Origin of the sequence: Pseudomonas putida, assembly GCF_001941965.1 — a bacterium.
Taxonomy (GTDB): Bacteria; Pseudomonadota; Gammaproteobacteria; order Pseudomonadales; family Pseudomonadaceae; genus Aquipseudomonas; species Aquipseudomonas putida_L.
On record NZ_MKZO01000023.1, the window covers coordinates 1 to 11,031 of the forward strand.

At 64.4% G+C, this 11,031-nt stretch carries 7 protein-coding genes; 2 read left to right on the top strand and 5 right to left on the bottom strand.

The features are described from left to right. Positions 1-183: 183 nt before the first annotated feature. The 3 genes from PSEMO_RS13485 to feaR form a co-directional block, all read right to left on the bottom strand. Complete coding sequence (locus tag PSEMO_RS13485; RefSeq protein ID WP_075803570.1) at positions 184-1,044, bottom strand: transporter; 861 nt, start codon at positions 1,042-1,044, stop codon at positions 184-186. Between the two features lie 83 nt (positions 1,045-1,127). After that, the gene (locus PSEMO_RS13490) at positions 1,128-3,245 is read right to left on the bottom strand and encodes a PQQ-dependent dehydrogenase, methanol/ethanol family (protein ID WP_075803571.1); all 2,118 of its coding nucleotides are present in this window, start codon (positions 3,243-3,245) and stop codon (positions 1,128-1,130) included. A gap of 169 nt (positions 3,246-3,414) precedes the next feature. Then, positions 3,415-4,347, bottom strand: a complete 933-nt coding sequence (gene feaR, locus PSEMO_RS13495; RefSeq protein ID WP_075803572.1) for a transcriptional regulator FeaR — start codon at positions 4,345-4,347, stop codon at positions 3,415-3,417. Positions 4,348-4,656: 309 nt separating this feature from the next. On the opposite strand from feaR, the gene PSEMO_RS13505 reads away from it, so the two are divergent. Further along, the gene (locus tag PSEMO_RS13505) at positions 4,657-5,094 is read left to right on the top strand and encodes a hypothetical protein (protein ID WP_075803574.1); all 438 of its coding nucleotides are present in this window, start codon (positions 4,657-4,659) and stop codon (positions 5,092-5,094) included. Between the two features lie 181 nt (positions 5,095-5,275). Continuing rightward, entirely contained in the window at positions 5,276-7,168 is a 1,893-nt protein-coding gene (locus PSEMO_RS13510; protein WP_075803575.1) for a sigma-54-dependent Fis family transcriptional regulator, read from the top strand. A gap of 109 nt (positions 7,169-7,277) precedes the next feature. Here PSEMO_RS13510 and aldA read toward each other — a convergent pair whose 3' ends face one another. Both aldA and PSEMO_RS13520 read right to left on the bottom strand, forming a co-directional pair. Next, positions 7,278-8,711: an aldehyde dehydrogenase gene (gene aldA, locus PSEMO_RS13515; RefSeq protein ID WP_075803576.1), complete on the bottom strand. Its 1,434-nt coding sequence runs from the start codon at positions 8,709-8,711 to the stop codon at positions 7,278-7,280. A gap of 25 nt (positions 8,712-8,736) precedes the next feature. After that, on the bottom strand, positions 8,737-10,896 hold the full coding sequence (locus tag PSEMO_RS13520) for a PQQ-dependent dehydrogenase, methanol/ethanol family (RefSeq protein WP_075803577.1): 2,160 nt from the start codon (positions 10,894-10,896) through the stop codon (positions 8,737-8,739). Between the last annotated feature and the right edge of the window lie 135 nt (positions 10,897-11,031).

Consider the following 11,031-nt stretch of genomic DNA (forward strand, 5'->3'; position numbering starts at 1 on the left):
GCTATCAGGCTTGGGGCCGGGGGTTGGGGTACTTCGGTTGGGGGTCGAAAGTAGGAGTGTCAGGGAGAATTTGGGGCTGCTTCGCAGCCCTTCGCGGGCAAGCCACGCTCCTACAAGAGCGACGCGATCGTCTGTAGGAGCGTGGCTTGCCCGCGAAGGACCGCAAAGCGGTCCCAACGGATCTCAATAGAAATACGCCAACCTGAACTGCAACGAATTATCGATCTTCACCCCCTCCCGCACCGAGGTGTCGTGCATCACCTGCCCCATCACCTGCAGTTGCTTGCTGACCATGGTCGCCACCGTGAACCCGACGGTGCCATTGTCTCGACTGGTGGCCAGGGTCACCCCGTCCAGCGTCTCGCGCCCGCCCCAGTTATGCCGGTAGGTCACCGCCGCATAGGTGTCCTGGGTGAAGTTGTAGCGCAGGTGGTTGTGCAACTGCAGCAGCGTGTCCTTCTTTGCATCGGTCGAACGCTGGTCCTGGTAGAACTCGGCCTCGGCAATCACATCCCAGGTGATCCTGTCCGTCAGGCCCTTGATGTAGCCGACCTGGAAATCCACGGCCCAGCGGTTGTTGCTGAGGGCAAAGCCTTCGTTCTTGTCGCTGCCGGTCGGCGCAGTGAAGAACACCGACCAGCCGAGGTGCTCGTTGCGTTCCAGGTCGCCGATGGTCCACAGCGTGCCGCCGAAGGTGATATCGCCCAGGCCGGAATTCTTCGTGTGGGTCGCGCCGATATCCTGCTGGCCGAAGGGAATGACGATCTGCGGATCCCAGGTGTAGCCGGTGCCGAAGAAGTCGGTGAAGTGGATCAGACGCAGCACACCCACGGTCATGTCCAGGTCGAGGTCGTCGGCGACCTTCTTGCCGCCGGAGTAGACCTTGTCGCCCCGCGGATTCTGCTGGTACAGCACCACCACGTCGGTGCCCTTGGGCAGCGCGGTGTAGTCGCCGGGATCGGGTTTGACGTCTGCCAGGACCGTCAAGGAAGTGCCGAACAGTGCGAGGCCGGCCGTGAGGGCCGAGGCGTTGAAGGTCTTCATGGTGAACTCTCGTTGTTGTTTTTGTTGGCGTGCAGAGCCCCGGACGACCCCGTTTCCGGGGTCGCCTGGTTAATGAACCGGACTCAGTTGGCGGCGTTGGCCTTCAGATCGGCCTGAAGGTCATGGGTGCGCTTGACCAGGTACTGACGGATCAGCTCCATGTCCTGCGGCTTGAGGATGTCGGAGAAATTCGGCATGCCGCGGTAGATCAGGGCGCCGCTGACGAAGGCCGGGAAGGCTTCGTGCTTCTCTTTCGTCAGGTAGCGCAGGTCCGGAACGACCCCGCCCGCCACCGCGTTAAGGCCATGGCAACCTGCACACAGGCCGTTGAACATATTGCGCGCCTGCACCAGTTGCTCCGGGGTAGCCGTGAGCTTCAGCTCGGCATTGGGGAATACCGGGGCCGCTTTCGGCGGCGGCAGTTCACCCTTGGCCCCCAGCTTGAAGGCGATGATCCGCGACTCGGACTGGACCTTGGCCTTGTTGGTCAGCGAGCCGGTCAGCAACGGCAGGATCCCGCCCCAGCCGACGGAGAAGGCCACGTACTGGTCCTTGCCCACGGTGTAGGTGATCGGTCCGGCCATGACCCCGGAGTTGGCCCGGTGCTCCCAGAGTTTCTCGCCCTTGTCGGCGCTGTAGGCCACCACCCGCCCGTCCGCCGTGCCCTGGAACACCAGGTTGCCAGCAGTGCTCAGGGTGCCGCCGTTGCCGGCGCTGGCGTATTCCTGCTTCCAGGCCGGGGCCTGCCTGACCGGGTCCCAGGCGATCAGTTCGCCGGTCCACGCATCGCGGATCTGCTTGAAGGTCTTCGGGTCTTCCGGCAGATCCGGTACGTCGAGGCCGAAATTGAGCACCGATTTGTTCGGGAAGAACATCGGCTCTTTCGCCGCCTTCAGCTCGGCCAGGGTGTGCTGGGCCGGGATGTAGACGTAGCCGGTTTTCGGGCTGTAGGACATCGGGTGCCAGTTATGCCCACCGAGGAAGCTCGGCTGTACGACCTTGGGCTCATTGGAGTAGTCCGCCGCACCGGTCAGCACCGGGCGGCCGGTCTTCAGGTCGATCTCGCTGGCCCAGTTCACTGGCACGTAGTTCTTCGCCGACAGCAGCTTGCCGTTGGTGCGGTCGAGCACGTAGAAGAAGCCGTTCTTCGGCGCCTGCATCAGGACCTTGCGCACCTGCCCGTCGACCTTGATGTCGGCGAGGATGATGTGCTGGGTCGCGGTGTAGTCCCAACGGTCCTGCGGGGTGACCTGGTAATGCCAGACGTATTCACCGGTGTCCGGACGCAGGGCGAGGATCGACGAGACGAACAGGTTGTCGCCCTTGCCCTGGCTGCGGAACTGGTAGTTCCACGGCGAGCCGTTGCCGGTGCCGATGTACAGCAGGTCCAGGTCCGGGTCGTAGGCCATGGAGTCCCAGGCCGTACCGCCACCGCCCCATTTCACCCAGCCGTCGCCGGTCCAGGTCTTCATGGCCATGGCCATGGCGGGGTTTTCCGGTGGCCGCTTGGGGTCGCCCGGCACGGTGTAGAAACGCCAGGCTTGCTTGCCGGTCTCGGCATCGTAGGCAGTGACGTAGCCACGCACGCCGAACTCGGCGCCACCGTTGCCGATCAGTACCTTGCCCTTGACGATGCGCGGCGCACCGGTGATGGAGTAGCTCTTGCTGCGATCGATGATGGTGTCCACCGACCAGGCTTCCTTGCCGGTCGCCGCGTCGAGAGCGATCAGGCGGCCGTCGAAGCTGCCGACATAGACCTTGCCATTCCACACCGCGACACCGCGGTTGACCGGGCCGCAGCAGCCCTGGCTGAGGTTCTCCGGCGGCACATGGGGGTCGTATTTCCAGAGCATCTCGCCGGTCGCCGCATTCATCGCATAGACAATGCTGAACGCGCCTGTGGTGTACATCACCCCATCGACCACGATAGGCGTGGCTTCGGTACCGCTGTCGATGTCCAGGCGGGTGGTCCAGGCCATGCCGAGCTGGCCGACGTTCTTGTCGTTCACGGCATCCAGCGGGCTGTAGCGCTGTTCGTCGTAGGTACGACCGTGGCTCATCCAGTTGCCGGGATCGAGGTTGGCGTTGGTCAGGCGCTTCGCATCGACCTGCGCGGGCGCGGGAAGCGGGCTGTCGGCCGCCACGGCATGCAGGGTCGACAGCAGCAAGGGCAGACCCGCCAGGAGAAAGAGGGTTTTCATGTGTTTCGGACTCCAGCGACACATTTATTGTTGTTATGCGCCCGCGGGACAGGCTGCCCCCGCAGGTCACGCAATAGCAGGCGTTGCGCTACGTAGAGGTATTAGAGGTTTTGCCGCGGGGCGGTGCTTGACTGACACCGCCAATGCAGTTGGCATTTCCTGCCAATGCTCAGACCTGGAAGGCGTGGGCCCGGTAGTCGCGGGGCGAGACTTCGAACTGCCGCTTGAACGCCCGGCTGAAGTGGGCGACATCGACGAAGCCCCACTTGAAGGCGATCTGGGTGATCGACTGGCTACGCAAAGTGTGGCAGCACAGGTCATGGGCCACTTTGGTGAGGCGGGTGCGCAGGATGTAGCGCGAGACACTCTCGCCGTGTTCTTCGAACAAGCGGTACAGACTGCGCACCGAGGTGTGCAACTGATCCGCCAGGTACGCAGGACCGAGGTCGATGTCCTGCAGGGATTCATCCACCAGGCGCAGCGCCGTGGCGAACAGGCTGTTGCTCTCCAGCAAATGCCCCTCGCCCTGCGTCTGCCCGGACATCGCCGGCAGCACCAGGGACACCAGGGCATTCTGGATCGCCTGGCCGTCATCACCGTTGGCCGCGCCATCGCCGAGCATGCCGATCGACTGCACCAGCGAACGCACCATGCGGCTCGAGACGTTGTTGCGCGACAGCTTGCCGAACAGGTTATCGCCCTTGAACTGGCGGGTGACGATATCCCGCGACAGGTGCACGGAGATATTTTCCACCAGGCCCAGGGGCTCGATCTCGAACAGCCGCGCCGAGTCCACCAGGGCGATGTCTTCCGGACCCAGTTCGACTTCCATGCCGGCCTGGCGAATGCGCTGGCGACCGCTGCGCTGGTAGATCAGGAAGCAATGGCTGTCGTCGCTGTCGACGCCTATCAGCTCGCGGCTGATCAGGCGGGCGTTGGTGCGGATGTGGGCGGTGTCGAGGGCGCCGATGGTCTGGCTGTGGATCTCGCCGATGAAATGACGGGTCAGGCTGGAAGGCAGCGTACTGAAATTACCGCAGATACTGCGCAGGGACTGACACCAGCGTTCGAAGCCGATCTGCTCGCTCGATGACAGGAACATGGCATCCTCCGATCTTGTTATTTAATTAACATATTATCTAATTTCGAAGAGATCAAGCCGCGTAGCGACACCACTTTAAACCATGAGAACCTCAAAAAGTATCATATCGAATAGTGGCGACTGGACCTTCATCGGCAAGGGAGCGCGCCCCTCCCCGGCCGTGACAACGGCTCTGCGCCGGTTTTTGTCTCTCAAGCCGCGCTTCGGCCAACCGATAAACTTTGCACGCGCATGGAAAGGCGTGGCGAATTCGCGCAAGCTCATGCACCGGATCTGCAACCTCAACCCTCGGTACTCAAGGAGACAAGCATGGCTGGCGAGCTTTATATCGAGTCCATCAGCAGTGACGACGTGGAAAACCTGGTCAGGCTGGGCGGGAGCCTGATCGAGTCGGTGTTCCACTCCGACAAGAGCGACATGGCGGTGCTCCAGACCCGCGCGGCCCTGGCGGCTGGCGCGCAGAACCGCCGGGACCTGCCGGCGCACTGCTACATCCGCTTCGAGCGCAACAACACCACGCAGACGGACGTCCTGCGGATGAGCAGGATCCTCGACCTGACCTCGCGTCCACCGGTCATCGTCTCGACACGAGCGGCGTTTGCCGGCTGGGCCGGGCTCACCGACCTGCAAAAGGCGCAACTGCTCTGGGCAGAACTGGCCAACGCCGCCGTCACCCTGGAGTTCTACAAGGTCGGTTTTTCGAGCGTGAAAACCCACTACCCGAAGTTCACCATGGTCCCCCAGTAAAACGTCCGAATAAACGGTTCGAACAGGTTTGACGATTTCGGCCCCGCCCACGGGCGGGGCCGGCATGGCACTGTTGCGCATCAGCGGCTATCTTAGGTGCCGTAACGGCCACGGCCGGTTGCATCCATAACAAGATCGCCGTGCCTGCCTTCGCGCAGCAGCACGCCACACGGAGCCGTTCATGACCCGGCATAGCGCGCAGCCTCACCCAAGCGAACTCGCGGCCTTCGTCAACGAGCATTTCCCGCAGCGCCGGATACGTCCGGACGGGGTCATCGCCCAGTCCTGGTATCGCAGTGTCGTGCAACACCACCTCGACCCGGCTACCGCTACCCGCCTGGACATCCTCTGCGCCGAGGACATCCGCCGCCACCAGCAGCAACACCAGGAGTACCTCGACATTGCCAGCCAGGGCGTCAGCGGCCTGGCCCGGCGCGTGGTGCCGGCCGGCTTCGCGGTGCTGCTCAGCGATGAGCACGGCATCACCCTCGACGCCCGCCTGCCCAGCGCACACACCCCCTACAGCCGCTCGGGCCTGGTGGTCGGCGCGCGCTGGGACGAGTCCATCGCCGGCACCAACGGCATTGGCACCACCCTGGCCGCAGCCGAGCCACTGATCATCCATCGCCAGGAACACTTCCTCGATGCCAATGCCCGCCTGAGCTGTTCCGTGGCGCCGATCTTCGATGCCCAGGGCCTGTTGCGCGGCTGCCTGAACGCCACCTGCCTGAACAACGACGGCCCCAAGGAAAGCCAGTACCTGACCCTGCAACTGGTGATCCTCTACGCGCGCCTGATCGAGAACGCGCATTTCCGCCAGAGCTATCGGGACCGCCTCACCCTCTCGCTCAAGCCCATCGACGAGATCGCCGACCTGGCCAACGAGCAATTGCTGGCCCTGGATGACAGTGGCCGGGTAATCGGCGCCAACCGCGCAGCCTTTGTCGCTCACCACCAGCCGGCGGGCCGCACGTTGCCGGGCAGCCTGATCGACCAGTTGCTGCCGATGGGCGTCGATGAGTTGTTGCGTCTGACCAACGGCGGCGCCCGCGGCCTGCGCTTGCGTGCACTGCATGACGATGCGCTGCTGGACCTGAGCCTGCGCATTCCCTCGGCCCAGCACCGGCCAACGCCTGCGCCGGCAAAAGTACAGCCACCGCGCCACCCGGACCTGGAACGGCTGGCCGGCGCCGACCCGACCCTGCAACAGGCCGTGCGCCGCCTGCGCAAGGTCATCGACAAGGACATCGCCATCCTGATTACCGGCGAGACCGGTACCGGCAAGGAGGCCTTTGCCCGGGCCATCCACCAGGCCAGTGCACGCCGGGCCGGGCCTTTTGTCGCGCTCAACTGCGCGGCGATCCCGGAGAGCCTGATCGAGAGCGAGCTGTTCGGCTACCGCGGCGGAAGTTTTACCGGCGCCGAGAAAAAGGGCATGAAGGGCAAGCTGGAACTGGCCAATGGCGGCACGCTGTTTCTCGACGAGATCGGCGACATGCCGGCCCACCTGCAAACGCGCCTGCTGCGGGTGCTGGCCGAACGCGAGATCAGCCCGATCGGTGCTCCGGCGCCTGTGCCGCTGGATATCCAGGTGGTCTGTGCGACCCACCAGGATCTGCAGGCGATGCTGCGCGACAAAGGGTTTCGCGAAGACCTGTTCTACCGCCTCAACGGCATGCACCTGCGCCTGCCGCCGCTGCGCGAGCGCAGTGACCGTGGGCAGTTGCTGGACGAGCTGGTTGCGGCACAGGGCGTGCGGATGACCGCCGAGGCGCGGCAGAGCCTGCTCGATGCGCCGTGGCCCGGGAATGTCCGGCAGTTGCTCAATGCCCTGCGCTATGCAGTGGCACTGGCGGAGGATGGGTGTATCGAGGTGGAGTGTCTGCCGGAGGAATTGCTGCGGGGCAGTCCTGCGCCGTCAGGCAGCGACCCGGAAGGCTCGAGCCTGGTGGCCGTGCTGCGGCGGCATCGGTGGAATATCAGTGCAGCAGCGACCGAGCTGGGTGTGGCGCGGTCGACGCTGTATCGGCAGATGAAAAAGCAGGGGTTGGTACAGCCCAATGACCGGCTTTGAAGCTGATGGCCTCATCGCTGGCAAGCCAGCTCCCACAGGGTCTGCGGTGGATGCGATCCCTGTGGGAGCTGGCTTGCCAGCGATGAGGCCATCAGCAACAACCAGACTGTCAGCCCTGGATATACACCACATGACTATGGGTGTACTCATACAACCCATGCTTGCCATCCGCCCCGCCGATCCCCGACTTGCGCGTCCCGGCATGGAAGCCCTGCATGGCTTCGAAGTTCTCCCGGTTGATGTAGGTCTCGCCAAAGTCCAGCGAACGGGTCGCCTGCAGGGCCGCACTCAGGCTGCGGGTGTAGATCGATGAAGTCAGCCCGTACTCGCTGTCATTGGACAGCGCGATGGCCTCGTCCAGGTCATCGACGATCTGGATCGGCAGCACCGGCCCGAAGATTTCCTTGCGCATGATCTCCATGTCCGCCGAGCACCCCGCCAGCACCGTCGGCTGGTAGTGGAAGCCCTGGCCCAGGTCGGCTACCGCGCCGCCGCTGATCACCTGCGCGCCCTGCCCGCTGGCGGTACGCACCATCTGCGCCACCTTGTCCAATGCTGCCTGGTTGATCAACGGGCCCATGTCCAGGCCGCTTTCGGCCAGCGGATCACCGTAGCGGGTCGCGGCCATGGACGCGGCGATGCGCTCGATAAAGGCATCCGCCACCTTGCGCTCGACATACACCCGCTCGGCGCAGTTGCACACTTGCCCGGTATTGATCACCCGCGACGCGGTAATGGCCTTGACCGCCAGCTCCAGGTCAGCGTCCGCCAGCACGATGGCCGGGGCCTTGCCGCCTAGTTCCAGGTTGAGCTTGGTGATATTCGGCGCCGCCGCGGCCATGATCCGCGAGCCGGTGCCAACGCTGCCGGTAAAGCTGATCAGGTCGATGCCCGGGTGGCTGGTCAGTGCGTTGCCGACGGTAGCGCCGGTGCCACAGACCACGTTGAAGACCCCCGCCGGCAGATCGGTCTCGGCCACCAGGCGGGCGAACTCGAAGCAGTTGATCGGGGTTTCCTCGCTCGGTTTGATCACGATGGTATTGCCGGTCAGCAGGGCCGGCGCCATCTTGCGGGCGATCAGGAAGAACGGGAAGTTCCACGGCAGGATCCCGGCCACCACGCCCAGGGGCTTGCGCAGCAGCAGGATGCTTTCGCCAGCGCGGTCGCTGCTCAGCACTTCGCCTTCCAGGCGTCGCGCCCACTCGGCCATGTAGTCGAGGTAGTCGGCGGTGAAATTCACCTCGACCCGCGCCAGCTCCAGCACCTTGCCCTGCTCGGCGGTGATGATCCGCGCCAGGCGCTCGGTGTGTTCACGGACCTTGCTGGCGATCGTCCGCAGATAGCCGGCACGCTCGATGGCCGGCCGCGCAGCCCAGGCTTTCTGGGCCTGGCGCGCGGCAGCAATGGCCTGCTCGACCTGGGCGCCGCTGCCCTGGGGCACACGGCCGAGCAACTGGCCGTTGGCCGGGTTATGCACCTCGATCAACTCGTCGCTGGGCACGAAGGCGTTGCCGATGTAGTTCTGGTAAGTGGTGTCAGTCATTTGCACGTTTCTCCATGTCGGGTGCTTATTGCTTGGCGCTGAACTGCTTCCAGGCTTCGCCTTCGTTTTGCAGGTCGTGGGAGCGCTTGATCAGGTACTGATGAATCTGCTCGACCTGCTCGGGGGTGAAGGCATCGGCGAAGGACGGCATGCCATCGGGCACGCGACCGCCGTAGAGAATGCCGAGGAACATCTGGTGTTTTTCCGCCGTCAGCTTGCGCAGGTCTGGCAGCACGCCGCCGCTGACCGCGTGGATGCCGTGGCACTGCGAGCAATAGCCGTCGTAGAGCTTGGCGCCGGCCTCGATGGCCGCCGTGTCGGTGCTCAGGGGCGGCGGTTTCGGGGTGTCCGGGCGCGGTGCCGGTTCCTGCAGCTTCGCCGTGCCGCCGATCTTGTAGGTCAGCACCTGGGAGAATGGCTGGACCCCGGCACGCAGCGACAGGGCGCCAGCAAAGGTGGAAAACGCCCCGCCCCAGCCGGCCATGAAGGTCACGTACTGTTCGCCATCGACGCTGTAGGTGACCGGTGCCGCCATCACCCCGCTGGCCGCCGGTTGCTCCCAGAGTTTCTTGCCACTGTCGGCAGCGTAGGCGATCACCCGGCCATCGGCGCTGCCTTCGAAGACCAGGTTGCCGGCGGTGCTCAGGGTGCCGCCGTTGAAGATGGTCACATAGGGCACTTCCCAGGCCGGCTGCTGCTTGACCGGGTCCCAGGCGATCAGCTTGCCGGACCAGCCCTTGGCCATTTCCAGCAGGCCGTCGACGTTCTCCGGCATCATCCCGGTGCGCAGGCCGAGCTGGTACATGCTCTTGAACGGGTTGCGCTTGGGCGCCTCGGGAATGTGCTCGTAATAGGCCGACATGATGTGGGCCGGGATATACACCAGCCCCGTGTTCGGGTTGTAGGACATCGGCTGCCAGTCATGGGCGCCCCAGAACGCCGGGGTCACCAGCTTGCGCTTGCCGTCCTTCCAGTAAGCGGCGTTCTCGTCATCGAAGATCGGCCGGCCGGTCTTCATGTCCATGCCCTTGGTCCAGCTCTGCGGCACGATGCCCTTGGCCGACAGCAGCTCGCCGGTGGCGCGGTCGATCACGTAGAAGAAGCCGTTCTTCGGCGCCTGCATCAGCACCTTGCGCGGTTTGCCGTCGATGGGCAGCTCGGCGAGGATCATGTGCTGGGTGGCGGTGTAGTCCCAGGCATCACCCGGGGTGGTCTGGTAGTGCCAGACGTACTCGCCGGTATCGGCGTTGACCGCGACGATGGACGACAGGAACAGGTTGTCGCCCTTAGCCTGGCTACGCCATTTCGGGTCCCACATCGAGCCGTTGCCGACGCCGATGTAGAGCAGGTTCAACTCGGGATCGAAGGCGAACGAATCCCAGGCTGTACCACCACCGCCCTGCTCAACGAAGGCATCGCCGTGCCAGGTCTTGGCGGCGATCTCCATGCCCTTGCCTTCCGGCGGCAGCTTCGGATCACCCGGCACGGTGTAGAAGCGCCAGGCCTCCTTGCCGGTCTCGGCGTCATAGGCGGTGACGTAGCCGCGCACACCGAATTCGGCGCCACCATTGCCGATCACCACCTTGCCGTTGACCACCCGGGGGGCGCCGGTGATGGTGTAGCTGCGCTTGTGGTCGGCACGGGTATCCACCGACCAGGCGAGCTGGCCGGTCTTGGCGTCGATGGCCTCCAGGCGACCGTCGAGCACGCCCACGTAGACCCTGCCCTTCCACACGGCAACACCGCGGTTGACCGCATCGCAGCAGGCTTCCCCGGCGCGGTTGCGGTCGGATTTCGGATCGTATTTCCAGATCAGCTTGCCGTTGCGCGCATCCAGCGCATAGACCACGGAGAACGGCCCGGTGGTGTACATCACGCCGTCGACCACGATCGGCGTGGCCTCGACACCGCGGTCGAGATCGAGCTTGTAGCTCCACGCCAGGCCGAGCTGGCCGACGTTCTGGTCGCTGATCTGCTTGAGCGGGCTGTAGCGTTGTTCGTCGTAGGTGCGACCGGTGCTCATCCAGTTGCCTGGCTCCTGGTCGGCGGCGATCAGGCGCTTGGCGTCGACGTTCGCCGGCATCTCGACGGCCAGGGCGGGTGCGCTGGCGAGACAGAGCAGCAAGGCGGCGGCAAGGGATTTCAGGGGTGTGCCGGGGGGCGAGGCATGGCCAATCTGTGTCATGGGGCTTGTCCTGTTCTTATTAGTGGCGCGAGGTTTTTGCTGCGCGGGAGGGACAGGAGCAATGGGGGTGCCAGAACAGCTAGACAGCTCTGGAGCCGCCGGATTACTTGGGTTTGTGCAGAGTGGGAACAGACA

Excerpts from the sequence above, each read along its gene's own strand:
- PSEMO_RS13490 (WP_075803571.1), bottom strand. The coding sequence starts at position 3,245 with ATGAAAACCCTCTTTCTCCTGGCGGGTCTGCCCTTGCTGCTGTCGACC.
- PSEMO_RS13510 (WP_075803575.1), top strand. The coding sequence starts at position 5,276 with ATGACCCGGCATAGCGCGCAGCCTCACCCAAGCGAACTCGCGGCCTTC.
- feaR (WP_075803572.1), bottom strand. The coding sequence starts at position 4,347 with ATGTTCCTGTCATCGAGCGAGCAGATCGGCTTCGAACGCTGGTGTCAG.
- PSEMO_RS13505 (WP_075803574.1), top strand. The coding sequence starts at position 4,657 with ATGGCTGGCGAGCTTTATATCGAGTCCATCAGCAGTGACGACGTGGAA.
- aldA (WP_075803576.1), bottom strand. The coding sequence starts at position 8,711 with ATGACTGACACCACTTACCAGAACTACATCGGCAACGCCTTCGTGCCC.
- PSEMO_RS13485 (WP_075803570.1), bottom strand. The coding sequence starts at position 1,044 with ATGAAGACCTTCAACGCCTCGGCCCTCACGGCCGGCCTCGCACTGTTC.
- PSEMO_RS13520 (WP_075803577.1), bottom strand. The coding sequence starts at position 10,896 with ATGACACAGATTGGCCATGCCTCGCCCCCCGGCACACCCCTGAAATCC.